The following is a 26,459-nucleotide window of genomic DNA, read 5'->3' on the forward strand; positions in this document are numbered from 1 at the left end:
ATATTATGAGTGATGTATTGGGAATAACAATAGTGGGCATTATTATAGTATTTTTAGTTCTTGCAATCCTGAGTGGTTTCTTTATTCTATTTAAATATTTTTCTAAAGGGAACAATAGAGAAGTAAAACGTGAAATTAATATACCACATACAAATCCAAAACCTGTAACAGCTCCAGCAGCAATAAAGTCTGAAGAATTTGATGAAGATGAAGAAGTAGTTGCAGCTATTATGGGAGCTATTACAGCCATGTTAGGGCATAATAGATTTAAAATAAATAATATTAAAGTAAATAAAAATAATTTAAAATCAAGAACCGTAAGCATGTGGGGAAAATTACCAGCCGCTACAGTTTGGCGAGTAAAAAAGATCGGGAGGTAGAATAGAGATGATTAGAAAATTCAATGTAAAGGTAAATGGAAAATCATACGAGGTTGAAGTTGAAGAATTAGGAGTAGAAAGCTCATCACAGACAGTTTCACAACCAGTAGCTCCAGCACCAAAACCAGCAACAGCACCTGCTCCAGCACCTAAACCACAACCAGCTCCACAGCCAGCACCATCAAAACCTGCTTCAACAGCACCAGCTGGTAAAAATGTAGTTAAAGCTCCATTACCAGGAGTTGTTGTTGATATAAATGTTGCAGAAGGTGCAAGGGTTACAAAAGGGCAAAAGTTATTGGTTATTGAAGCAATGAAAATGGAAAACGAAATATTAAGTGATTATGATGGAGTTGTTGAAAGCATACTTGTTAAAAAAGGAGATAGCATAGAAGGAGATCAGGATTTAATAATTATTTCATAAGATTTTAAACTTTTGTTAACCCCTTTCTATTACAATTAAAGTAGTTTTCGCAAAAAGAAAGGGGGATGTAAATAAGTGAGCGTCTTCTTTACATATAAATGCGATCTTTGTGGATATGAATTTACACTGGAACAGGAAGAGCAACATGCAGAGGAAGAGTTTTCGCATTATAAATGCAAAAGATGTAGAGAAATATTTTCTTTTAAGGTAAAGTCAAGTTATTGGACAGGTTCTGTGGAAAAGTATAATCCTGTATGTCCAAAGTGTGAAAGTGGTGAATATTTAGAAAAGATAGATATAAGTAGTTCTATTCCGTGTCCAAAATGTAATAACAATACGAGAATTATAAAATTTGGGACAAGAGTAAATACAGATGAATTATTAAAAAAAGAGCGAGAACTTTTATAATCTCGCTCTTTTTTATCAAAATAAGGGGGGAACAATATGGATTTAGGATTAAAAGATAAAATAGTGTTGGTTACAGCAGGGAGTTCTGGCATAGGAAAAGCAGTAGCAAAAGGATTTGAATTGGAAAATGCTAAACCGGTTGTAGTATCAAGAAATGAAGAAAAATTAAAAAATACAGGATTACCTTATATAAAATGTGATTTATCCAAAAAAGAAGAAATAGATTTTATGATGAAGGAATTTGAAGAAAAATATGGTGTTCCTGATGTAATATTTTTAAATGCCGGAGGTCCAAAATCCGGATATTTTGAGGAAACTTCAGAAAAGGAATGGTATTATGCATTTGAACAAAATTTTATGAGTACTGTGAGAATATTGAATTATTTTTTGCCTAAAATGAAAGAAAAAAATTGGGGAAGAGTTGTTTTTTTAACTTCGTTATCTGTAAAAACACCTATAGAAAATCTGTATGTTTCAAATAGTATTAGATTGGGAATAACAGGTTTAATGAAGACATTATCATTAGAATACGGAAAGTATAATATAACCTTTAATGCTGTTGCACCAGGTTGGACAAAAACAGAAAGGGTAAAGGAATTGGTAAACAAGGAAAAGGAAATTCAAATAGCAAATAACATACCTTTAAAAAGAATGGCAGAACCTGAAGAAATTGCAAATGCAGTAATCTTCCTTTCCTCAGAAAAAGCATCTTATATAAATGGTCAAACATTATTAGTTGATGGTGGATTGGCAAAGTTTCCATTATAAAATAAAAATGCTGGTCAAGAAGACCAGCATTTTTTATTTTATTATTTATTTAATTCTTCTAAAACAGCAATACATCTTGGACAAGCGTCAGGGTACTTTTCGTTATTTCCAACTTCTGGATGTATTTTCCAACATCTTTCACATTTCTTTCCTTCTGCTTTTACAACTTTAACTTTTGCAAATTCACCTTCATAACCTTCATCAACACTTCCCAATTCAAATTGTGAAGTAATAAATAGATCAGCGACAAAGTATGGATCGTAAGAAGCCAAAATTTCTTTTAATTCTTCTGATTTTGGTTCAACAATGATTTTGGCATCAAGTGGATGTCCAATGAATTTTTCTCTTCTCTTTTCTTCAAGTGCTTTTGTTACGTCTTCTCTCAACTGGAATATTTTATTCCATTTTTCTTCAAGTTCTTTATCAAAGTATTTTTCGTTTACTTCTGGCCATTCTTCAAGCTGAACAGTTTCATATTTTTTAGTTGGTAAATAAGAATATATTTCTTCTGTTGTAAATGCAAGTAATGGAACCATTAATTTTGTTAAAGCTACAAGAGCTTCATACATTACAGTTTGTGCAGATCTTCTTAATCTTGATTTTGGTAATTCTGTATAAATTCTGTCTTTAATTATATCAAGGTACATAGAACTCATTTCTACTGTACAGAAATTATTAATTAAATGATGAACCCTGAAGAATTCATAATTTTCATAGGCTTCGGTTACCTTTTTAATTAACTGATGAATCTTCATCATTGCCCATTTATCCAATTCTTCCATTTCTTCGTATGGAACAGCATCTACTTCAGGATCAAAGTCAGATGTATTTCCTAATAAGAACCTTATTGTATTTCTATATTTTCTGTATACTTCTGTTTGCTGTTTTAAGATTTCAAATGAAACCTTTATATCTCCTCTGTAATCACTTGAAGCAACCCAGAGTCTTAAAATGTCTGCACCATATTTATCTATAACATCAAATGGGCTTATAACATTACCGAGGGATTTTGACATCTTTCTTCCATCTTTATCCTTTATAAAACCATGAGTTAATACAGCTTTAAATGGTGCTTTGCCATTTTTTGCAACTGAAAGGAATAATGAACTCTGGAACCAACCTCTATGCTGGTCTGTACCTTCAAGATAAAGATCAACAGGATATTTACCAAGGTCTTCCCTTACATTTACTACAGCATCCCATGATGAACCTGAGTCGATCCATACATCAAGAATATCTTCTTCTTTTTTGAAATGTGTTCCTCCGCATTTTGGACATTTATAGCCTTCTGGTAAGAAATCCTCTACAGGTCTTTCATACCATGCATTTGTACCTTCTTTTTCAACTATTTCTATTACTTTATCCAATACTTCTGGATCGAGGAATGTTTCACCACAATCTTCACAGTATAATGCAGGTATTGGAATACCCCATGCTCTCTGTCTTGAAATACACCAATCAGGTCTGTCCTGAACCATGGCGGTGATTCTATTTTCTCCCCATTCTGGAATCCATTCTACATTTTTAATTTCATCGAGAGCTTTTTGTCTGAGATTATTAGAGTCTACAGAGATGAACCATTGTTCTGTAGCTCTGAAGATAACAGGGTTTTTACATCTCCAACAATGTGGATAAGAGTGAGTAATATCTGCTCTTGCAATTAAATGACCAGATTCTTTTAAATCTTCAATAATAATCTTATTTGCTTTCCATATATGTAAGCCAGCATATTTGCCAGCTTCATTTGTAAATACGCCTTCATGGTTTACTGGAGACAATACAGGAAGTTTGTATCTTAAACCAGTTTGATAGTCATCAGCACCATGTCCAGGAGCTGTATGAACACACCCTGTACCATCTTCAAGAGTTACATAATCAGCCAATACAATTAATGATTCTCTATCCATAAATGGATGTTTAGCCTTTTTGTATTCGAGATCTTTTCCCTTGAATTTTTCAAGTACTTCATATTTTTCAATACCTGCAACCTTCATTAAATTTTCCACTAATGCTTCTGCAAGAATCCATTTTTCTTCACCAACAGAGATTTTTACATAATCATATTCAGGGTGAAGGGCAATTGCAACATTAGCAGGTAATGTCCATGGTGTTGTTGTCCAGATTACAATATATGTACCTGGTTCATCTTCCATTTCAAACTTTACATATATTGATGGGGATGTATGGTCATGATATTCTATTTCTGCTTCGGCTAATGCTGTTTCACAACTTGGACACCAATATATAGGTTTTTTGCTTCTAAAAATATTTCCGTCTTCAGTAAGTTTTTTTACTATTCCAAGTACTTTTGCTTCATAAGCAGGTTCAAGAGTTACATAAGGGTGTTCCCAATCTCCTCTAACTCCCAATCTTTTAAATTCTTCTTTTTGAATTTTTACGAAATCAAGAGCGTATTTTTCACATAATTTTCTTATTTCTAATTTTGACATTTGTTTTGCTTTGTCGCCAAGTTCTGTTGTAACCTTATGTTCTATTGGTAATCCATGAGTATCCCAGCCAGGGACATAAGGAGCATTAAACCCCTGCATAGTTTTATATTTAATAATTATATCCTTTAAAATCTTATTTAATACGTGTCCAATATGAATATGACCATTTGCATATGGAGGTCCATCGTGCAAAATATACACAGGAGCCTTTTCTCTTTCTTTTCTTACATAATGTTCGAGATCCATTTCTTCCCATTTTTTTAATGTTTCTGGTTCTTTCTTTTTTAAGTTTGCCTTCATACTAAAAGGCGTTTTTGGTAAGTTCAAAGTATCCTTATAATCCAATTTAACACACCTCCATCACATATTTAAAAGTCTATTTATTGTTTCTTTAAATTCAGTAAGATCAAGTGATTTTACAACATATGCATCTGCAGCCCATGAAGCCATATCGCTTTTGTAATGACTATAAGCTGTCATTAAAACGATCTTTTTATCCGGGTATTTTTTTCTAATTTCGCTTGCAAGTTCAAGGCCATTCATTTCTGGCATTTCAATATCAAGAGATATAACATCGAAATTCTGATCATTTGAAAGAATTTCAAGAGCTTTTTTTGCGCCATTTGCCTCTACAACTTCAAAACCGGAATCTTCCAATTCTTCCTTTAATAATAATCTTATATTATCTTCGTCGTCAACGATTAAAATTCTTGCCATTTTAACCCCTCCCTTTTAATTTAAAGGAATTTCAAATCTAAATACAGTAGATTGTTCATCTGATTTTACTAAATAAAGTTTACCTTTATGTTCTTCTTCTATTATCTTTTTACATATAGGCAATCCTAAACCTGTTCCCTGAACTTTTGTGGTAAAAAACGGAGAGAATATCTTTTGTTGTACATCTTCTGGTATTGGATCACCATTATTTTCAATTTCAAAAAATGCGTAATTGTTTTCATATCCTGTTTTTATTTTAATATAATCACCATCATTAGTGGCCTCTATGGCATTTTTTATTAAATTAATAAGTACCTGTTTTACTCTGCTTCTATCACATTTTACCTCTATTTTATCAAACATTTTCTCAAATTTCAAATCTAAATTTTTTTGACTTAAAAAATCATGGTACATTATTATTATTTCATCTATCATTTCATTCATATCAACAATTTCAAATGTCGGTATTCTACTACCTCTACTAAATTCTAAAATTTCAGAAACAATGCTTTCAAGACGCTCTAACTCATCTTTTATAATATTTGAATACTGTTTTATTTTTTCAGGGTTATCCAGTTTTTTCATCATCCTATTTACAAAACCGCCTATAATAGTCAAAGGATTTTTTATTTCATGAGCCACTCTTGCTGTCATTTCACCAATTGCCGCTAATTTTTCTCTTCTTGCAATTTCCTTTTCCATTTTATAATTTTCAGTAACATCATCAAAAGTAACAATAACTCCTTCGATTACATCTAAATCTCTGTTCCATAAAGGTGAAAGTTGAATATCGAAAACTTTTTCTTCATCGCCTGTGGAGATTATATATTTTGGCATTTTCATTTCTTCACGGGTGAAAAAAATGCTTTCAATTGAATTAACAACATCTGCTCCAAGTTTTTCATATAAAATATCAGTTGTCTCTCCTATTACATGCTCGCGAGGCTTATCAAAAAAAACTTCTGCCTTTTTATTCCATTCTAATATTTTACCTTTTCTGTCAATAACAATAACAGCCATGGCGAGATTTTGGAGTATATTTTCATTAAAACGTCTATAAAAATCTATAAGATTTTTTTGTTCTTCAAGTGACTTTGTTTTTTCCTTTAATTCTTCGTAATTTTCAATGGTTTCTATAGATAACCCTATACTATCCTGGAATAATCTTAAAATTTCAATATCCGTAGCAGAAATTTCCTGTCCTGTGAATTTATTATCTGCAATAACAATACCTTTTGTTTCCCATTTTCCTGTAATTGGAATAATAACAAATTCATCATACTGAATAATATCATATAAGTATTGCAATTCATCTTTTTTAAATTTTAGCATTTGCGGAACAACATGAATAATATGTTTTTTGGTTACGGCTCTTTCTAAAATTGTCTGTCCCTTATAAACAATAACCTTATTTTTAACACTTTCGGTTAATTTATTATTAGTCGGTAATTGTATTGCCTCTTCTCTTAAATATTGAACAATATCACCATATTTTAAAGCTCTTTTATTGGCGTTTTTCCATATTGCTTCAACATCGTCATCATCTGCGGGACCAATCCATATTTTAGGTATTAAAATTCCTCGAACTCTATCTCTTTCTAAATATAAAGCCCTATTAAATTTTAAACCTCTAACGCTTGTTAACCCCATAAGCATAATTTTTATAGCATTAGTCTTATCGAAAGTTGTTCTAACAGCCTGACTGATTTTATGAAGTGAATTAAGTTTATCAAGATGGTCTCGTTGCACTTTTATAAGATTTTCATGATTTTGTTTTAATGTAATAAGTTTTTCTATTTCGTCTTTTAATTTATCATATAAATATATCCTGCTTAAAGCCAGACCAAGACGTCTTGTGATATTTCTTAATGAAGATAAATCAAATTCATCAAAATGTTTATAAGGTCTGAATCCGTATCCTTCCTCACGATTATATACACTTATCACTCCATATTCAATGTTATCAATTAATATAGGAGCGTATAATGCTGAAAGTAACTCTTTAGCTATAGGAATTTTAAACTCTTTAAATCTTTTTCTTCCAACAACAAGAAAAGGTTTTTTATTTTTTATTGCCATTCCTTCAAGAGAAGATTCGGTATCAAGCATCATATCTGAAATAACTTCTTCTTTAAATCCAGTATATTCTTTTAATATAAGTTTATTTCCCTCATATTTCCAGAAAATAACACCTTCAGCATGAAGCATATCTTGAATTGTTTTTAATATTTCTTTCATTAATTTTTTTTCATCAAGGATATTTTCAAATAAATCAGTTATTTTTTCCACGTAATCAAGTCTGTTTCTTGTTTCTTCAAGTACAAGAAACTCCATGGTCATTTTCAGAATAACGCTATAGCTTATAGTTTCTTCGTGAAATTTTTCCAATTCTTTTTCTGAAAAGTGCTTTGGGACACCGAAAGCACCTATTAAAGAATCATTTATATTAATAGGAATTAAAAAAATTTCATTATATTTTAAACAATGCAATTCTTCAAAATCACCTACAGTTATTTTAAAAATCTGATTTTTTAAAAGAGACTCATATAATCCCTTATTATCAGAAAAATAAATTTTAAATTTTTCAATTGCCTGACAATCATTTGATGCACCAAGAAGTTTTATTAGATTTCTTGGCGGTTCATGGATAAATATAAAAATATCTGTATTGAACTTTTCAGCCAGACTTTTTGCAGTATTATTCAATATGGTTTTTAAAAGTTTAGTAGGAGGTTCATTTGAAAAACTTCTGAGTAAGTTATTAAGCATATAATCACTCCCGGATTTTATAAATTAAGGGACAAATTAAACTCTCTGTCTTTATTATACTATAAAAAAAGCAATTTTTTAACAATAAAAATCATAAATTAAAATTATTTTGATATAATTAATTGTATTTTTTATTGGAGGTGATTTTAGTGAAAAAAGAAGTTTTAAAAGAGGTATTGTTAATAACAATAGGTACATTTATAAATGCTCTTGGTTGGACATTGTTTCTAATTCCCTGGAAAATAGTTGGTGGGGGATTAAATGGTGTTGGTACAATGATTTATTACATTACCGGTATTCCAGTTGGTTTAAGTTATCTCGCCATGAACGTAATTCTTATTTTCATTGCAATGAGAATTATAGGCAAATCCTTTGGTTTTAAAACTATATATGGAATTGCTGCTTCTTCATTTTTCATTACCTTGCTGCAGAACTATTTTCATTCTCCTATTATAAATGATCAATTTTTATCAGTGGTTATTGGCGGAATACTACTTGGAAGTGGTGTAGGTATAGTTTTTCTTGCAGGAGGAACCACTGGTGGAACAGAAATTATTATTATGATTATAAATAAATATAAAAATCTCAGTCCAGGACGAACACTATTTTTATTTGATGTATTGATTATAGGTAGTTCATTTTTTGTATTTGGTTCATTTGAAAAAATTATATATGGTTATGTGACGATGGCTATTGCTGGGTATGCAACAGATCTTGTGCTTGAAGGTGAAAAATCTTCTGTTCAGCTCTTCATATTCAGCAATAATTATAAAGCTATAGCAGATGAAATTACATCAACTCTTGGAAGAGGGGTAACAATCTTACCTGGCATGGGTTGGTATACAAAAGAAAATAAAAATGTTATTCTTACAATAGTAAGAAGACGCGAATTGCCAACTGTATTAAAAATAATAAAAAATAACGATAAAAATGCATTTGTTTCCATGACTTCTGCAACAGGTGTTTATGGTTTTGGATTTGAAAAATTGAGAGTTTAAATATGATATAATTAATATGAAATAAAATTAAGGAGGAATATTTTAATGTACGATTTTGTTGTTATAAAATATAGTGAAATAGGAACGAAAGGGAAAAATAGAAATGTGTTTGAGAATAAATTAATGAATAATATAGTACTTCAATTGAATCATGAAGTAAATGCAAAGAAGATTTATGGTAGAATCATAATTATTCCAAAGGATAATAAAAAAATAAATGATGAAATGTTAAATAGAATAAAAAAGGTTTTTGGTATAAAGTCAATATCTCCAGCTGTAAAGGTTGAAAAGGATTATGAAGATATAAAAAATAAAATAATAAGTTTATTAAAAGAAAAAAATATAGAATCAGGTACATTTAAGGTTGATACGAGACGTGTTGATAAAATGTTTCCTATTAGAAGCTTTGATTTAAATAAAGATATTGGTGCAGAAATACTTGAAAAATTTCCTGGGATGAAGGTTGATGTTCATAATCCTGATTATTTAATAAGAATTGAAATAAGACATGAAATGGCATTTGTGTATTTTGAAAATCTTGAATGTCATGCTGGATATCCTGTAGGTGCAGGAGGAAAAGCAAGTATTTTATTATCTGGTGGTATTGATAGTCCTGTGGCTGCATGGATGATGATGAAACGTGGAATGAAGATGAATGCTATTTCTTTCTATAGTCCGCCTAATAATAGTGAAAAAACTGTTATGAAATTAGTGGAGTTGAGTAAAGTTTTAAGTACGTATTATCCATTTAAATTCTATCATTATATAATTCCTTTCACTGAAGTTCAAAAGGCTATAAAGAATATTAACGTTGAATCATATTCGTTGATTTTGCAGAGAAGATCAATGATGAGAATTGCAACAATTATTGCTAAAAAAAGTGGTTCTCAGGCATTAATTACAGGTGAAAATATAGGTCAGGTGGCTTCACAAACACTGGAAAATATGATATCCATTTCAGACGCAACTGATATGTTGATTTTAAGGCCATTATTGGCTTTTGAGAAGCTTGATATTGTTAATAAATCAAAGGAAATTGGAACTTATGACATTTCTATATGGCCATATAATGATAGCTGTGTGGCATTTTTACCTAAAAAACCAGCTACAAAATCATTTCCGGACAAAATGAAAAAATACGAAGAAAGAATAGAAAATCTTGAAATTTTAGAAGAAGAAGCAATAAAAAATAGCATTGTATATGTTATTAAAAACGGGGAAGTAGAGGAAAAATACATCTTTCATGAGAGAGAGGTGGTGGATAAGTGAATAAAATAGTGCTGTTTTTTAAAAGGATTTTATTAACAATATGGTTTTATCTGGGATTAATATGGTATGTTGGAATTTATGGTACCTGGGTTATAATCAGATCTAAAATCATAGAAAAAACAAAAGGAAAAGAAAAGGCAGAAGAATATATTATAAATGTTTTAAAAAAATTTGGGAAAAATGCATTTAAGTTAATGGGAGTTAAGGTATATGTAGAAAGTGAATTTGATCTGTCTCAAATGGGCGATGAAGCGTATATGATAGTGGCAAATCATCAAAGTTTACTTGATATTCCTCTTATAATAGGATATGTATTCCCAACAGCGTTTATAGCAAAGAAAGAGCTTTCTAAAGTTCCTATTGTTTCATTTTTTATTGAGGCATTGGGATCTGTATTTATTGAAAGAGGGAATGCAACTCAAAGTGCAAAAGCATTAAGAGAACTGCGAAAAAAATTAATAGATGGCCAGAAACTTGTTTTATTTCCAGAAGGGACAAGAACCTTAGATGGTGAAGTTAAGCCATTTAAACGTGGCTCATTGATGATTCCATACAGATATAAGGTAAAAATATTACCTGTTGCAATTGATGGAGCCTATGAAATTGCTAAAAAGGGACGTTTATATATTACACCACACCCAATAAACATCACTATATTTAAGCCTGTAAATCCTGAAGAATTTGGTAGCGAAGCTGAATTAAGGGATTATATATATAAATTAATTGCCTCAAAAGTGAATAAAAAGGAAGAATTTGAGGAAGTGGTTTAATGTTTAAAAAGGTAGATGTAATTACAATGGGGTTAGATAAAGTATCCAACTCTCCGGTAATCTTTTTAAGAATAGAAAATACAAATATAGGAATTCCAATATGGATAGGAGCCTGTGAAGCAACTTATCTTGCATTATCTATAAACGAGCAAAAAACGCCAAGACCGCTTACACATGATTTATTTTTAAAATTTTTAGAGAATGAGGGATATACAGTTGAAAGAGTAGAAATAATAAATATGGAGAAAGACATATATTATGCCAATATAGTTTTTGAAAAAGATGGTGATGAATTAATATATGATTCAAGACCTTCAGATGCAATAATAATGGCTGTAAAAACGAGAGTTCCAATATATATTAAAGATTCTATAATCATAGAAAATGGCATAGATATATCCTTTATTCCAATTGGTGAACGTGATGATGAAGAAACAGATGAAGAGAGAGAAAAAAGAAAGGAATTTAAAGAATTTATAGAGAATTTTGATATTGATATGATAAAAAAACATTTCTTTGATGAAGGGAAGAAAGAAGATGGAGATTAAAGAGTTTAAAGAGATTTTTGAAAAAAAGGCAGAAGAGATTTTTTCTGAACTAAATTTGCTTGAAGAAATAGAAAAACCTTTTAAATATTCTTTTTTTGCTGGAGGAAAAAGATTAAGGCCATGGATAATATATAATATTGGACGATATTATAATATAGAAGAGGAAAAATTGCTTAGAATAGGTTTTGCTGTAGAAATATTACATACTGCATCGTTAATTCATGATGATTTACCGGCAATAGATAATAGTAATTATAGGCGTGGAAAATTAACCAATCACAAGCAATTTTCAGAATGGCAGGCCATACTTACAGGGGATGCAGGATTTGTTATTCCATTTAAGGTGTTTTCCAATAATTTTTCTATAGATGAATCATATAAATTAACAGGATTTTTCAGTGAAATTATGTTAGATCTTATACAAGGAGAAGCTCTTGATGTAGCATTTGAAAGAGGCATGATATTACCATCGCAAAAATCTGTTGAAGAAATGTATAGAAAAAAAACATCGGCGTTATTTGAATTTTCGTTTGGTGTAATTCCTTATTTAAAGGATCTTAAAGAGGAATATCAATTAATGAAAAAAGCAGGTAAAAACTTTGGACTTGCATTTCAAATATATGATGATTTAAAAGATAAATATGGCAAATTCGAAGAGGTTGGAAAAGATTTAAATAATGACGAAAACAAAATTACTTTAATAGCACTATATTCAGACGAAAAAGCTAAAAATTATGCTGAATTTCTTTTCAAAGAGGCAAATGATATATTATTGAAATTAGGTTTTAAAGATTTTTCAAATGAGATATTAAAAATAAAACAGCTAATTGAAAGGAAGTAAAAATGGCCAAAAAAGAGAAGAAAAAAAAGGAAGAAAAGGAAGAAAAAAAGGAAGGAAAAAAGAAAAAAATAGATTTTTCCAAGATAACTGGAATAATAAAAAAAATAAATATAAAACAATTAATAGCAGATATAAAAAACTTCAAGCAACTACCTAAAAAGAAGAAAATCACGTTGCTTGGAGGTTTTTTGGTTTTTATTATATTTATAATCTCTTTAATCTTAATTCCAACATTTAGAACAAAAAAATTACAGGTTGAAGATGAAGCTAAGTCTGCATCTGTATCCAATCTCTTTTTATATGTTCCGCCTGGAGCATTTCAATATAGAAAAACCTTTACTATAAAGGCATTGAAGGAAAATTCTGCAGAATATCAGAATCTTAAAACCTTTGGTAATTTTTATGGTCCAATATATGAAATAATACCAGATGATAATAAAGAAGAATCTTCGTTAAAACCCATAAAAATAAAATATAGAATACCATTGGATTTATATTATGGAGATAATTTTAATAATTTTGCGATTATGTATGCCTCAAATGATGATCCGCCAATAATAAAAAAATTACCAGGATGCGAAATATTTAAAGACGAAAGTCTTGGGCAATATATAGTTCAGGCAAATGTATTCCATTTTTCAAAATTTGGATTGTATGTAGATTCAAATCCAAAAGAGGTTTCATATGGTATAAAAACATTAATAGAAAAACCGCCATCATTGGAACCTGATCTTTTGCTGGTGCCTGGAGTTGACAATGATTTTCTTGGATATATTCCAAACACACAAACTATTAATAACCTTTATGGTGAAAATGTATGGAGCTTGTATTTCCCAAATAGAACAATATGGTATTATAAATACCCAATTCTTGAATCCAAACCAAAAAATTATATGGATTCATATTTTGGATTTTATATAAGAACTGGAAGTAATAGTTTTTTAGAGTTTGAAGCAGAAAGATTTGCCGCAGAATTAAAAGCAAAACAGAATAAACAATTTGATATTATTGCTCAGGGGATAGGAGCATTAATTGTAAGATATGCATTAGAAACACATCCTGAAATAAAAAATGTTAGAACTTTAACCTTATTTTCACCACCAAATAAAGGAATGAATATAGTTAATCCTATATATTACAACATCATATACAAGAAGAATCCTGAGGTTATGGAGCTCTCTTATGGTATAAACAAAGAGGATTATAATTCATTATTTTTAAATATTAGCTCCAAAATCGAAATGTATGCATCATATTATAAAGATTTGCTTCCGGATTCAAAGTTTATAAGAAAATTAAATAATATGAAAACAAGAAAAGATATTGACTATTATGTAATAATGGGAACAAAACCAGATTTAAATGCTTATTTAAAAAATTCAAAGTTAAAAGATTTTTATCCAGAATTAATTGATGGTATAGGAGATGGGCTTGTTACATTAAAAAGTGCCGAATTAAAAAACGCCAGGATGTTTACATTTGATTTATCCTATGACAAACTATATTCTGACAACAATGTTTTAAAAACTGTTCAAAAATTATTGTCAAAAGATATAAAAACGGTAAAAATCCCTCAAATAAAAGACGATGATTTTGTTGAATCACAAAAAGAGTTAGAAGAAAAGAAAAAAGAAATGGAATTAAAAACAGAAAAAGAATCACTGGCAAATATATTTGTAAAATCCAGCTCCTATATGAAACTTCACATGATAGATTTAGAAGAACAATTGTTATATATTTCTAAATTAACTTATGGAAAAATATATATGCTTGGAGATAATGCCTTTGTGGTTTCAGATAATGGGGTATATGATCTTGATGGAAGGAATATATTAAATAAAAAAATACTTGGAAGCATAGAATATAAAAAACGTTTATATGTAACTACAATAGATGGGGTTTATGCTATAGATGCCAGTTCAAATGAATTTATGAAAATAAAAAATATAGATTTTGAAGTCCATAATAACGTTTATTACCTTCCGGAAATCAGGAAATATATATATGTTGATTATCAGGATGGTCTTGCAAAAGTATATGAAAATAATGAACTTATATCTGAAAAGACCCCTTTTGACTCTATAAAAGTAATAAATAATGACTTTTATATAATTTTAGGAAATAAGGTCTTAAAAAGAAAAGAAGATAAATGGGTTACAGTAGTTACCAGAGCTGGTATAGAAGATTTAACAAGAAAACCTATAGGTAATATAATTGATTATTATTCAAGATCATATTATATTTTCCTGCTTACATCTGATTATAGATTGGTGGTATATGATACTAAAAACTCAAAAGTTCAATTTGTTGGAGATGGCGATGTAGGCAAGATGAAGTTACTTGAAAATAACAATAGATTATGGATATTTGATAGAAATTTTGCAACATATATAGATTTAAAAAACAAGGTGTTTCCAGGTGTTTATGATTCAATTACAGATTTTGAAATTATAGATATAATAGGAATAGAAAAAGATACGTTTTTGCTTCTTATAAAAAAAGACGGGGGATTTGAATTATGGAAAGCAAAAGTAAAGTTTTAATATTATTAATTTTTATAATTTTGAATATAGTGATTTTTTCCCAGACACTTCTTGAAAAGGCTGAAGTGTATTATTTTAATGGGAAAAGCTCTTTTCAGTCTGGCGAATACAAAGCTGCAGAAAGATATTTTCAGGAAGCTTTAAGTTTAACAGCTGAAATAGAGATAAAATATCCCGATATTAGATATATGCTTGGATGGACAAAATTCTATTTAAAAAAATATACTGAAGCTGAAAAATATTTAAAATATTATCCCAATGATGAAAAAGTTCAATTAGCTTTGAAAAGTATAAGAGAAGGTAATATAGAAGAAGATTTACATTTTAAAAGTGCAAACATAACCACCGAAGAAGCAACTGGAACAGAAGAAGAAAAGATAAAAATTCCAATTACTGCTTATATTATAGCCTCTGCCATTATACTTTTAATTATTTTATTATTAGTAGGTTTATCATATTTCTTTGTATTTAGAAAATACTCATTAGGTGCTAAAGGTGCAAAGGTTGAAAAAGAAGAAGAAGAAACTATTGAAGAAGTTGAAGTTGAAGAAGAAGTAATTCCTGTAGAAGAAATACTTGAAGTAAAGGTTGATGAATTAGAGGAATTATGGCAGGAATATGAAAAGATGAAACAAAAAATGGATATTGATGAAGAAGAAATATCCAATGAATCAGTTTTGCCAGAAGCTGAACCGCAAAATGCACCACCACCGCCACCTCCACCACCTGCACCACAAATTCAGGACAATACAGAGGAAAATCTGGAAGAATTAGATGTGGATAATCTGCTTGAAGAAAGCGAACCGCCTCAAAATGTTGAGGAAAATATAGAAGAAGAAAATATGACAGAGGAAAATATAGAAGAAAATATAGAGGAGCAAGTAGAGGAAAAGAACATAGATATAGAGGATTTAATCGAAGAAAAAAATCAGGAAACAGGTGAAGAAGAAAATACAGAAGCTGAAAATGAAACTGATACTGATGAGGGCGATAATACAATTGATGAAGTTATAGAAAAAGATAAAGTAAAAAACTTAGATGAAATAGAAACTGTAAAACCACATATGGAAGTTGTCGCGAAATATAATAAAATTATGAAAGAACCAGGTGGGGCAATAGTAGCTTCAAATGTAAAAGGAATAGAAAGTTTAGAAAATCTGGATGAGGAAGTTGCAAACAAGGGTGGAGTTTATTCAAAAGGAGACTTACATACAATATTCAAGGAAATTTTCGCGGAAAGAAATAGAGATGAACTGATGATAGAATAGAAGAAAAATAAAAAAATGGAGCGGGCGACGGGATTCGAACCCGCGACATTCAGCTTGGGAAGCTGACGCTCTACCAGCTGAGCTACACCCGCAACCGATACAAATTATACCATTTTTAAAAGATGATTTCAAGGGGGTAATTATGAAAGATAGATTATTTAAAAAAGTATTTATAATTTCAATTTCAATATATCTTTTAGCTGTAATATTTCTATTACCCGGAGTGTTTTCAGGAAAAATCTTATTAAATCAGGTTATATTGAATTTTGGTTCGTTACAAATAAGATGGTATGGTTTATTAATTGCAACAGGTGTTTTTTTAAGTTTTTATCTTGCAAATGATACTGCAAAAAAATGGAATATTTCAGAAGATGACCTTTCAAATGCTGTGATGATAGGGATTATATTTTCCATTATTGGAGCACGTGCATATTATGTAACATTTAATTGGGATTATTATTCGAAATTACCTTTTAGTGAAGTATTTAAAACGTGGCATGGTGGAATGGCAATTCATGGTGGAATTCTGGGGGCGTTAATAGCAGTATATTTATATACAAAAATAAAAAAGAATATAACATTTAATTTCTTACAGGGATTGGATTTAATGGCACATGTGCTCCCGCTTGGGCAGGCAATAGGAAGATGGGGAAACTTTTTTAATTATGAAGCATATGGTTCTCCCACAAATCTTCCGTGGAAGATGTATATACCGCCACAATTTAGAATGCCAGGATATGAAAGTTATGAATACTTCCATCCGACCTTTTTGTATGAATCAACATGGGATTTATTAATATTTTTATTCTTATTCTATTATGCAAGGAATAAAAAAAGGTTTGACGGTGAAATAATATCATTGTATTTGATATTATACTCAGCAGGACGTGGAGTAATAGAATTATTAAGAACAGATTCTTTAATGTTCTTAAATATGAAGGTAGCAGTATTAATAAGTATTTTATTTATAATAATAGGAATATCTTTATACATAATATTATCCAAAAAAGATAAACAGGAGGGATAAAATGGAAAAGGCTTATGTAGGAAAAGCTATGGAAGTAGAGCCAATTACATATGATGATGGTGTGAATGTAAAAGGTGCTCACAAAAGAGTGCTCATAGGTAATAAATTGGGTGCACCTAACTTTGTAATGAGACTTTTTACAATAGAAAAAGGTGGATTTACACCTAAACATACACACAATTGGGAACATGAGGTTTTTGTGGTAAAAGGAAAATTAGAGGTATTCAATGGCGAAGAAACAGTTATCGCTGAAGAAGGAGATTTTGTATTTGTTCCACCAAATGTAGAACATCAATTTAAAAATATAAATGATGGAGAAAGTCAATTTATTTGTGTAATTCCAAAAAGTGGAGGAGAATAATAAGTGAGATTAGTAGATACACATTGTCATTTAAATTTAATAGAAGAAAGAAATGAAATAATAAAGAAATTTGATAATGAAAATATGGAATTTGTTATAGAGGTTGGAATAGATATAGACAATTCATTTAATACAGTAGAGCTCGCAAATACATATGAAAAAATATATGCCTCTGTTGGTATTCATCCAAATGATTCATCTAATTTAAGCAATAAAGATTTTGACACAATAAAAATTCTTGCATCAAATGAAAAGGTTATTGCAATTGGTGAAATAGGTCTTGACTATTATAGGGAATACACAACAAAAAAAGATCAGTATAAATCTTTTATAAATCAATTAGAAATTGCAAAAGAAATTGGCTTGCCTGTTATTTTACATATCAGGGAAGCATATGAAGATGCATTTAATCTATTAGTTGAAAATGGGATTCCAGATAAATTAGGTGTAGTTCATTGCTTCTCTTCAGATTGGAAAACGGCAAGAAAATTCCTTGATCTGGGATTTTATATTGGAATAGATGGACCAATTACATTTAAAAACAATCATAAGCTTGTAGAAGTTGTAAAAAATACGCCAATTGAAATGATATTACCGGAAACAGATTCCCCATTTTTAACCCCTGTTCCATATAGAGGCAAAAGAAACAATCCGTTATATGTAAAATACGTTATTGAAAAAATAGCAGAAATAAAGGAAATATCAATTGATGAAACATCGGAAATACTATTAAACAATGCTAAAAAAGCATTTTCAATAAAATAAGGCTGGCTTTAAGCCAGCCTTATTTTATTATTAAAGTTCAAAATACATTTCAAATTCTTTTGAAACAGGAATTGAATAAATAAGATTTGCTTCTTTCATTTTAGTGTCATACCATTTATTAATTAATTCTTCAGGGAATGTTTTTAAATAATCTTTGTCATCTTTAAGACCTTTCATTACCAATCTTAAATCAAGAGGGAATACCTTTTCATTTTCTCCTTTAGAATGGAAGCCTAATTCTACGGGATCAAGCTTCTTTTCTATGCCAGAAATACCTGCTAAAACCATTGCAGAAAGGAAGAAATAAACATTTGCTGAGCCATCGCCAGTTCTAAATTCAATTCTTGTATCAGCCTTGCTTAAATATCCAGGAATTCTTACAGCTGCGCTTCTGCTACCTTTTGAAAATGAAGCTGAAATAGGTGCTTCAAAACCTGGAACAAGTCTTTTGTATGAATTAGTTGAAGGATTTGACCAGGATAACAACGAACCTGTTAAACTGTGATTTAAAATACCGGCAGTATAATTTAAAGCCAATTCGCTTAAATTATACAATTCATCACCAACAAACAAACTCTTTCCATCTTTTTCAAGGTATTGATGAACGTGCATACCATTTCCTGCCATATTAAACATAGGTTTTGGCATAAAGGTTACATATAATCCGTATCTTTCAGCTATTTTTCTTATTATATATTTTGCCAAAGTAACGTTATCTGCAGCATCAACGAGACTCATGAAATTCAATTCAATTTCATGTTGTGCAATACCAACTTCGTGATGGTGGTATTTTACAGGAATACCAGCATTTTCAAGTGATTTAACAATTTCATTTCTTAAAGTGAAATGAATATCATAAGGTTCATTTAAATGATATGATGAACCATAAGTTTTTGGCTGATTGTCTTCATAACCGAGTCCTTCATCATTTTCAAGGAAGTAATATGATTCTGTTTCGCCAGTTTTAAAGGTTATACCGTCAAATATATGAAATTCCAATTCAACAAGCATTTTTGCATCATCTGCAATGCCGCTTTCTTTTATATATTTTAAAGTTTCTTTAGCAATGCTTCTTGGATATTGTGCAAAAAATTTACCGGTTGAAGGACTGATTACATCTGATAAAACATGAACAATTTTCATTCCTTCATTTTCTTCGACAAAGATTTTTGATAAATCAGGAATAGCCACCATATCTGAATCAGTAACCTTGGCAAAACCGAAGTTAGAAGCATCAAAACCGATACCTTCTTTAAAAGTCTTTTCTGAAACATAACTCTTTGGAAGAGTAACGTGCTTTAATCTTCCGAAAATATCAACAACCATAATATCTAAAAAATCATACTCTTCAGGAATTTTATCCACTTTAAAAAAGTTAATCATAGCTGCACCTCCAATAATATATTTTCACCATGTGTACTATATCACTTCTTTAATAAAAAACATAATCATTAAAACAGTTACTCAAGGCTATTAAAGCTATTTATAAAATATTACACGCTATTTTTATTCGATTTTTAATTTTTACTTATTTAGAAGGTATTACGTAGTTGAGAATATATATGCCTTTATAGAAATTTCTCGCGAGTGGATTATAGAATAGTTTGAAAAAAATAAAAGTTCATTCATACGATTTGAGCACTAATCCTCAAAAGCTTTTTTTAAAAATAGAAATAATAATAATCGCTCAAACGGTAGAAAATTCTAATCCTCAAAAATTCTCGTTCCCGCCGGCCGTTGCAGACTCACGTCCATGTTCGTCTTCACTCAAAATCACATCCGTGTGATTTTGTCCGGCTCCACTTCGAATTTTTTCGGGAATTTTCAAGTTTTCGCTCATATTATTATTTCTATTTTCTTATTTCTTATTATATTTTATTATATAAGTAAAACATAAAAGAAAACTGAATAAAAAGATGAACGAATGCTCGAAGATTGCCCGAAAAAAACTGCGAATGAAGAGGGACAAAAAAACAGGAAGTTTTCTAGAATGATATTTTTAAAGAACTTTTATTTTTTTTAATCTACAACGAAATCAAATCATGAACTTATATTTTTCTCAATTATTATAATTTTCAAGAAATAAAAATTCCCGGCAATAAAGCCGGGAATTGAATATATTTATCTTGGTATTTCTATTTTTGAATAATCACCAACAACAAGTCTTATAGTTTTTGGTTTTCTATCGCTGTGAACCACTGTTGCATTTGCTCCAATTATACTTGAATCCAATCTTGTTTCAAGATGTGCAATTGTTGCATTATCAAGTATTATAGAATTTTCTATTTCAGCATTTTCAATTGTAACTCCTGTTCCTATACTTGTATAAGGACCTATATATGAATCTGAAATAAGCACATTATCTCCTATAATTATTGGACCTCTAAGAACGCTATTTAAAATTCTTGCACCCTTTCCAATTACCACATTACCGTGAATTGAAGAGTTTTCATAAACAATACCTTCATTTCTGCTATCTTTTAACTGTTCTAATATTTTTCTATTGGCTTCAATCAAATCTTCTGGTTTTCCTGTATCCTTCCACCAGCCATATATAATATGTGCCCCTACATTTTTTTCATTATCAAGTAGCCATTGAATAGCATCTGTAATTTCCAATTCGCCTCTCCATGATGGTTTAATATTTTTAATAGCTTCAAAAACAACAGGTTTAAATATATATACACCGATAATTGCTAAATCCGATGGAGGATCCTTTGGTTTTTCAACAACCTTTATAACCTTATTATCTTTTAAAACAGCAATACCAAATCTTGAAGGATCTTCTACAGGAGTTAAAAGAATAAATGAATCCATATTTTCATTATTAAATTCTTCAACAAACTTTTTCAAATCTACAGTTACCAGATTATCACCTAAATACATTAAAAATTCATCATCTTTTAAGAAATCTTCTGAGATAGCAACAGCATGAGCCAATCCTTTAGGTTCTTCCTGAACGATATATGTTATGTTTAAACCAAGTTGTTCTCCAGTTCCTAAAGTGGCTTCAAAATCCTTTTTATTATCTGGGTTTACAACAATACCAACTTCTGTAATACCAGCTTCCTTAATCATTTCAAGACTATATACAATAGTTGGTTTGTTTGCAATAGGAATTAATGGTTTTGCATTTGTAAATGTTAAAGGTCTTAACCTTGTACCTTTACCAGCACACAATATCAACGCCTTCATATTTGCACCCCCTGTATAATTTTTAATAATCTTTCATGTATATATGGATTAGAATAAATAGCTTTTTTATTAAAGATTGTAGCTTTGTTTCCGGAATAATCTGTAATTATTCCTCCAGCTTCTTTTACAATAATATATCCTGCAGCAACGTCCCATGAATTTCCTTTTACAGAAATAAATGCATCAAGATTTCCAGTTCCCACATATGCAATTTGTAAAGCAGCAGTACCTAACAGTCTCACTCTCATTACATTGTTTTCAAGAGCACGGAAAAATTTATATGTATGACCACGTAAATTTCCTAAAGATATCATAGAACTTTCAATATCTTTATTCCAATGAGGAATTACCTTTTTGCCATTTTCATATACTCCTTTTCCTTTTTCAGCATATATTAATTGATTCATAACAGGTGCATATATAACACCATATAATGGTTCATCATCTTCAACATATGCAGCGGAAATGCAGAAATTTGGAATTCCTTTTGCAAAATTAACAGTTCCATCTATTGGGTCAATAACCCAGTATCCTTTAGTTGAAGGTTTTTTGTCAAAACCATCTTCTTCAGCCAAAAATCCTATTTCAGGAAATTTTTTAGTTAATTCATTATATAAGAAATCCTGAACTCTAAAATCAAGAGAAGTTACCAGATCAAATTTCGAAGATTTAGTATTAACAGAAAACTCTTCTTCACGCCATTCCAAAAGCTTTCTTCCAGCATTAAAGACAAGATCCTTTAAATATTCAAACTCTTTCATCTTTTCACCTGCTTCATTAATATATTATTTAATCCAGTCTTTATACACACACCACATAAAGAACATTTATCCCATCTGCAGTCTTCAGTAGTTTTTGCTTCTTCAGCTTTTTTTTCTTCAAATTTTAAAAATTCTTCGGTTATTAAAATGTCCACGATTTTCCATGGCAATTCATCTGTATTTATTTCATCTAAATAAAGAGATGTGTTTATATTATTTTTGTTTATAGCTCTTGCCCATTTTCTAAAATCGAATTCTTCTTCCCATTCATCGAAAATGGCACCTTCTTCAAAGGCTGCATCATAAATAACCTTTCCAATTTTACTATCTCCACGAGATAACAATGCTTCAATTAAACTTTCGTAAGGGTCATGGATGTTTAATCTTGCGAATTTCCTTACTTCATTTAATATTTTTATTTTTTCCTTAACCTCTTTTGGTTGTACAAACCGTTCTTTTTCAAAAGGAGTATGTGGTTTTGGAATAAAAATCGAGACATTAACAGTAATATCCTTTAATTTGGCCTCTTTTTTTATTTTTCGAGCTAATTCAACAATAGCTTTTACGTCTTCATCGGTTTCTCCTGGCAATCCTATCATAAAATATAGTTTTATTCTTCTCCAGCCAGCTTCTTTGGCAAATTTAGCGACATTAATAATTTCTTCTTCACTTAAATTTTTGTTTATTATATCTCTTAATCTCTGTGAACCAGCTTCGGGAGCAAAGGTTAACCCTGTTTTTCGGGCTCCAGAAATCTTACTTCCAATTTCTATACCAAATCTATCAACCCTGCTTGAAGGTAAAGAAATTGAAATTCTGTTTTCTTTTAAAAAATCATTTAATTCATCAAGAACACTTTCTAAATCACTATAATCCAGAGTACTCAAAGATAATAGTGAAATTTCATTATAACCGGTACTTTCAAGTGTTTTGTAGGATAAATCAATTATGCTCTTGGCTGTCCTTTCTCTTACAGGTCTATAATAAAAACCCGCGTGACAGAATCTACAGCCTCTATCGCAACCACGCATAACCTCTATTATAGCCCTGTTGTGAATAGTTTTAATCTTTGGGACTATTTGATTAACCGGAAATTTCACCGTATTTAAATCTCTAACCTTTCTTACTTTAACTCTATCTTTAAATTTTGGAATATAAAAACCATAATTATTTTCTTCAACAGGATAAAATTTTGGCACATAAAATCCTTCCGTTTCGTGAAATTTTTTAAGTTTTTCTTCTCTTGAAACATCACTTGAAATTATTTTTATAATATCTTCAGAAACCTCTTCGCCATCACCATTAAAAAAAACATCAATAAAATCCCTTAATGGTTCAGGATTTGAAGCGCTCGGTCCTCCGGCAATAATTATAGGATCATTTTCGGATCTATCTTTTGACCAGACAGGTATATTTCCAAGTTTTAACGAATGTAATAGATTGGTATAAGATAGCTCATATTGCAAGGTAATTCCTATTAAATCAAAATCTTTTATAGGAGTAAATGTTTCAAGAGAATATAAAGGAATATTGTGTTTTTTCATCTCTTCAATCATATCTTTCCAGGGTAAAAAAATCCTTTCAGCATACACATTCTCAAAAGAATTAAATTCATTTAATAATATTTGAAACCCTGTGTGAGACATACCAACTTCATATAGGTCTGGAAACATAAGACCTATTCTTATTTTATTATTTAAATCTTTTTTTATAATATTATATTCTCCGCCAATATATCTTGCAGGTTTTCTTACTCTATGTAATACACCGCTTGAAAATAACCATTTCTGTATATTCAAAATAAATCCTCCCTCTAATCTATTCAAAAACTAAGTATATCATAAATCTTTTAAAGTTTATGAAATTCTTTTTATTTTTTATATTACTTTTTTGCTGCTTTGTTTAGAATAAATAGATTTCCTTTGAAGTTTGTATATACATAAAACATATATATAAAGAATATTATGTGTTTTTTTTGGATAAAAAGGTTCGCTATGTTAATAAAATATTTTGATTGTTAATAAAATAAATGAAATTTTTTTCATACTTGACAGTTATATTAAAGTGTGGTAAAATATAACCAAGATTTTACATTTGTAATATTAAGGGAGGGATTCTATGAAGAAGTTTTTATTGACGATGGTTTTAGTTTTAAGTCTCGTTGTATTTGCAAACATTAAAATTGGTGTTGTTTTACCAATGACCGGTGGTATTGCAGCATTTGGTGAAATGAGCTGGCAGGGAATTGAATTAGCACATGAAATGTATCCAGAAGTATTGGGTCAGAAAATTGATTTAGTACTTGTTGATAACAGATCCGAAAAAACAGAAGCTGCAAATGCTGTAAGTAGGGTAATTGACAAAGACAAGGTTGTAGCAATTATTGGTGAAGTTGCAAGTGCTCATTCATTAGCAGGTGGTGCAGTTGCCGAAAGAAAACATATTCCTATGTTAACTTCTTCATCAACAAATCCATTAGTTACAACAGGTAAAAAATATGTTTCACGTGTATGTTTTATCGACCCATATCAAGGTGCTGCAGCAGCAATATTCGCATTTGATAATTTAAAAGCAAAGAAAGCAGCAGTATTTATTGATGTTGAACAGGATTACAGTGTTGGTTTGGCTAATTTCTTCAAAAAGAAATTTGAAGAACTTGGTGGAGATTTTTTCATTGAATACTTTAAAACAGGTGACCAGGAATTTAGTGCACAATTAACAGATGCATTAAATAAAAATCCAGATGTATTATATATCACAGGATATTATCCGGAAATTTCATTATTTGCAAGACAGGCAAGAATGTTAGGATACAATGGTCCAATACTTGCTGGTGACGGTGCAGAAGCAGAAGAATTAATAAAAATCGGTGGAGATGCAGTAGAAGGATTATATTACACAACACATTTCCATCCAGATGGTGCAGCAACAGAAATGACAAAGGTATTTGTTGAAAAGTTTATAGAAAAATTCGGAACAAAACCAGGTGCTATGCATGCTTTGGGATTTGATGCATACTTAGTTATGAGAAAAGCTATTGAGATGGCCGGGAAAGCAGATCCAAAAGCTATTGCTAAAGCAATTAGAGAAGTTAAAAACTTCCCTGGTGCAACAGGTATGATTACTATTAACAAAAATGGTGATGCAGAAAAATCAGTTGTAGTTGATATGGTTAAAAATGGCAAATTTACATATGTAACTACAGTAAATCCAGCTGAAAAATAATTTGATGTTTTCAATTCCCCGGTCACTCCGGGGTTTTTTATTGATTGAAATGGAGGTGTTTTTGTGAGTGGTTCAATTTTTCTTCAAAATTTATTTAATGGCTTAATGTTTGGAGGATTATATGCATTATTAGCCGTTGGATATACAATGGTCTATGGGATTTTAAGACTTATAAATTTTGCCCATGGTGATATTATGATGATGGGTGTTTATTTTGCGTTTTATGCATCATTGGTAGGTTCTCCCCTATGGCTCTCCGTAATTATTGGTGTTTTAGGAGCTGCATTTCTTGGTTTCCTTATAGATAGAATTGCATATAAACCTTTGAGAAACGCTCCTAGAATTTCCGCGTTAATCACAGCAATTGGTATGAGTTTCTTTTTAGAAAGTATAGCTGTTGTTGTTTTTGGTGCAGTTCCAAAATCATTTACAGCAGTTTTTAATGAAAATAACAAATGGATATTAAATAAAACATTTACAATTGGAGGGGCAAGAATACCAGTTTTAACCTTTATGGTTTTCATAATAACAGCTGTATTGTTCTTAATCCTTTTCTGGATAGTATATAAAACAAAAATTGGTATGGCTATGAGGGCAATTTCCTCAGATATACCTACAACATCATTAATGGGTATTAATGTAGATATGGTAATAGGTTTTACATTTGCATTGGGTTCAGCAATGGCAGCAGCCGGAGGTATTATGTGGGCTATGAGATATCCTAACGTATTTCCATATATGGGATTTATGCCCGGTCTTAAAGCATTTATTGCAGCTGTTCTTGGTGGAATAGGTTCTATTCCTGGTGCTGTTGTTGGTGGATTTTTATTAGGAATTATGGAAATATTCCTTGTTGCATTAATGCCATCTGCAGCAGGTTACAGGGACGCCTTTGCTTTTATTATCCTTATTATCATTCTTTTAATAAAACCCGATGGATTATTGGGTAAAAAATCTGTGGTAAAGGTGTGA

General features: G+C 30.3%; 23 protein-coding genes and 1 tRNA gene. 16 read left to right on the forward strand and 8 right to left on the reverse strand.

Annotated elements, in window-relative coordinates; genetic code table 11:
* The first annotated feature begins 5 nt into the window (after window positions 1-5).
* The 4 genes from LN42_RS09585 (at window position 6) to LN42_RS09600 (ending at window position 1,980) form a co-directional block, all read left to right on the forward strand.
* Window positions 6-380, forward strand: a complete 375-nt coding sequence (locus LN42_RS09585) for an OadG family transporter subunit (RefSeq protein ID WP_050899166.1) — start codon at window positions 6-8, stop codon at window positions 378-380.
* A gap of 7 nt (window positions 381-387) precedes the next feature.
* Window positions 388-804 carry a biotin/lipoyl-containing protein gene (locus LN42_RS09590; protein WP_014297314.1) on the forward strand — a complete coding sequence of 139 codons (417 nt, stop codon included), beginning with the start codon at window positions 388-390 and terminating at the stop codon, window positions 802-804.
* A 75-nt stretch (window positions 805-879) separates the two neighbouring features.
* Window positions 880-1,212 carry a hypothetical protein gene (locus LN42_RS09595; protein WP_014297315.1) on the forward strand — a complete coding sequence of 111 codons (333 nt, stop codon included), beginning with the start codon at window positions 880-882 and terminating at the stop codon, window positions 1,210-1,212.
* A gap of 36 nt (window positions 1,213-1,248) precedes the next feature.
* Window positions 1,249-1,980, forward strand: coding sequence for an SDR family oxidoreductase (locus LN42_RS09600; RefSeq protein ID WP_014297316.1), 732 nt, complete (start codon window positions 1,249-1,251; stop codon window positions 1,978-1,980).
* Window positions 1,981-2,021: 41 nt separating this feature from the next.
* On the opposite strand, the gene ileS is transcribed toward LN42_RS09600, so the two are convergent.
* Genes ileS through LN42_RS09615 form a run of 3 tightly spaced genes read right to left on the reverse strand, consistent with a single transcriptional unit; the run spans window position 2,022 to window position 7,916 of the window.
* Window positions 2,022-4,775 (reverse strand): isoleucine--tRNA ligase, encoded by a 2,754-nt coding sequence (gene ileS, locus LN42_RS09605; protein WP_075780742.1) that lies wholly within the window; start codon window positions 4,773-4,775, stop codon window positions 2,022-2,024.
* A 15-nt stretch (window positions 4,776-4,790) separates the two neighbouring features.
* The gene (locus LN42_RS09610; RefSeq protein WP_014297318.1) at window positions 4,791-5,147 is read right to left on the reverse strand and encodes a response regulator; all 357 of its coding nucleotides are present in this window, start codon (window positions 5,145-5,147) and stop codon (window positions 4,791-4,793) included.
* Window positions 5,148-5,162: 15 nt separating this feature from the next.
* Window positions 5,163-7,916, reverse strand: coding sequence for an ATP-binding protein (locus tag LN42_RS09615; protein ID WP_014297319.1), 2,754 nt, complete (start codon window positions 7,914-7,916; stop codon window positions 5,163-5,165).
* Window positions 7,917-8,065: 149 nt separating this feature from the next.
* Between LN42_RS09615 and LN42_RS09620 the strand changes: the two genes are divergently transcribed.
* Genes LN42_RS09620 through LN42_RS09650 form a run of 7 tightly spaced genes read left to right on the forward strand, consistent with a single transcriptional unit; the run spans window position 8,066 to window position 16,153 of the window.
* Window positions 8,066-8,914 (forward strand): YitT family protein, encoded by an 849-nt coding sequence (locus LN42_RS09620; protein WP_014297320.1) that lies wholly within the window; start codon window positions 8,066-8,068, stop codon window positions 8,912-8,914.
* Window positions 8,915-8,959: 45 nt separating this feature from the next.
* On the forward strand, window positions 8,960-10,183 hold the full coding sequence (gene thiI / locus LN42_RS09625; protein WP_014297321.1) for a tRNA uracil 4-sulfurtransferase ThiI: 1,224 nt from the start codon (window positions 8,960-8,962) through the stop codon (window positions 10,181-10,183).
* Window positions 10,180-10,953: a 1-acyl-sn-glycerol-3-phosphate acyltransferase gene (locus LN42_RS09630; RefSeq protein WP_083635693.1), complete on the forward strand. Its 774-nt coding sequence runs from the start codon at window positions 10,180-10,182 to the stop codon at window positions 10,951-10,953. The genes thiI and LN42_RS09630 overlap by 4 nt, the downstream gene beginning before the upstream one ends.
* On the forward strand, window positions 10,953-11,501 hold the full coding sequence (locus LN42_RS09635; protein ID WP_014297323.1) for a bifunctional nuclease family protein: 549 nt from the start codon (window positions 10,953-10,955) through the stop codon (window positions 11,499-11,501). Before LN42_RS09630 ends, LN42_RS09635 begins: the two co-directional genes overlap by 1 nt.
* A complete protein-coding gene (locus tag LN42_RS09640; protein ID WP_198029612.1) occupies window positions 11,491-12,342 on the forward strand; it encodes a polyprenyl synthetase family protein in 852 nt (283 codons plus the stop codon). The genes LN42_RS09635 and LN42_RS09640 overlap by 11 nt, the downstream gene beginning before the upstream one ends.
* A gap of 2 nt (window positions 12,343-12,344) precedes the next feature.
* Window positions 12,345-14,885, forward strand: a complete 2,541-nt coding sequence (locus tag LN42_RS09645) for a hypothetical protein (protein ID WP_014297325.1) — start codon at window positions 12,345-12,347, stop codon at window positions 14,883-14,885.
* Window positions 14,861-16,153 carry a hypothetical protein gene (locus LN42_RS09650; RefSeq protein ID WP_014297326.1) on the forward strand — a complete coding sequence of 431 codons (1,293 nt, stop codon included), beginning with the start codon at window positions 14,861-14,863 and terminating at the stop codon, window positions 16,151-16,153. Before LN42_RS09645 ends, LN42_RS09650 begins: the two co-directional genes overlap by 25 nt.
* Window positions 16,154-16,169: 16 nt before the next feature.
* Here LN42_RS09650 and LN42_RS09655 read toward each other — a convergent pair.
* Window positions 16,170-16,245 (reverse strand) — tRNA-Gly (locus LN42_RS09655).
* Between the two features lie 50 nt (window positions 16,246-16,295).
* On the opposite strand from LN42_RS09655, the gene lgt reads away from it, so the two are divergent.
* Genes lgt through LN42_RS09670 form a run of 3 tightly spaced genes read left to right on the forward strand, consistent with a single transcriptional unit; the run spans window position 16,296 to window position 18,306 of the window.
* Entirely contained in the window at window positions 16,296-17,180 is an 885-nt protein-coding gene (gene lgt / locus LN42_RS09660; RefSeq protein WP_075780743.1) for a prolipoprotein diacylglyceryl transferase, read from the forward strand.
* A 1-nt stretch (window position 17,181) separates the two neighbouring features.
* Window positions 17,182-17,541 (forward strand): cupin domain-containing protein, encoded by a 360-nt coding sequence (locus tag LN42_RS09665; protein WP_014297328.1) that lies wholly within the window; start codon window positions 17,182-17,184, stop codon window positions 17,539-17,541.
* Between the two features lie 3 nt (window positions 17,542-17,544).
* Window positions 17,545-18,306: a TatD family hydrolase gene (locus LN42_RS09670; protein ID WP_014297329.1), complete on the forward strand. Its 762-nt coding sequence runs from the start codon at window positions 17,545-17,547 to the stop codon at window positions 18,304-18,306.
* 30 nt (window positions 18,307-18,336) lie between these two features.
* On the opposite strand, the gene LN42_RS09675 is transcribed toward LN42_RS09670, so the two are convergent.
* The 4 genes from LN42_RS09675 to LN42_RS09690 form a co-directional block, all read right to left on the reverse strand.
* Window positions 18,337-19,689 (reverse strand): glutamine synthetase family protein, encoded by a 1,353-nt coding sequence (locus LN42_RS09675; RefSeq protein ID WP_014297330.1) that lies wholly within the window; start codon window positions 19,687-19,689, stop codon window positions 18,337-18,339.
* A gap of 738 nt (window positions 19,690-20,427) precedes the next feature.
* Window positions 20,428-21,501 carry a glucose-1-phosphate thymidylyltransferase gene (locus tag LN42_RS09680; protein WP_014297331.1) on the reverse strand — a complete coding sequence of 358 codons (1,074 nt, stop codon included), beginning with the start codon at window positions 21,499-21,501 and terminating at the stop codon, window positions 20,428-20,430.
* Entirely contained in the window at window positions 21,498-22,262 is a 765-nt protein-coding gene (locus LN42_RS09685) for an inositol monophosphatase family protein (RefSeq protein WP_014297332.1), read from the reverse strand. Before LN42_RS09685 ends, LN42_RS09680 begins: the two co-directional genes overlap by 4 nt.
* Window positions 22,259-24,061, reverse strand: coding sequence for a TIGR03960 family B12-binding radical SAM protein (locus LN42_RS09690; RefSeq protein ID WP_014297333.1), 1,803 nt, complete (start codon window positions 24,059-24,061; stop codon window positions 22,259-22,261). Before LN42_RS09690 ends, LN42_RS09685 begins: the two co-directional genes overlap by 4 nt.
* A 319-nt stretch (window positions 24,062-24,380) precedes the next feature.
* Between LN42_RS09690 and LN42_RS09695 the strand changes: the two genes are divergently transcribed.
* Entirely contained in the window at window positions 24,381-25,487 is a 1,107-nt protein-coding gene (locus LN42_RS09695; RefSeq protein WP_075780744.1) for an ABC transporter substrate-binding protein, read from the forward strand.
* A 63-nt stretch (window positions 25,488-25,550) separates the two neighbouring features.
* Window positions 25,551-26,459: a branched-chain amino acid ABC transporter permease gene (locus LN42_RS09700; RefSeq protein ID WP_014297335.1), complete on the forward strand. Its 909-nt coding sequence runs from the start codon at window positions 25,551-25,553 to the stop codon at window positions 26,457-26,459.

It is taken from the genome of Marinitoga sp. 1137 (assembly GCF_001941525.1).
Classification (GTDB): Bacteria; Thermotogota; Thermotogae; order Petrotogales; family Petrotogaceae; genus Marinitoga; species Marinitoga piezophila.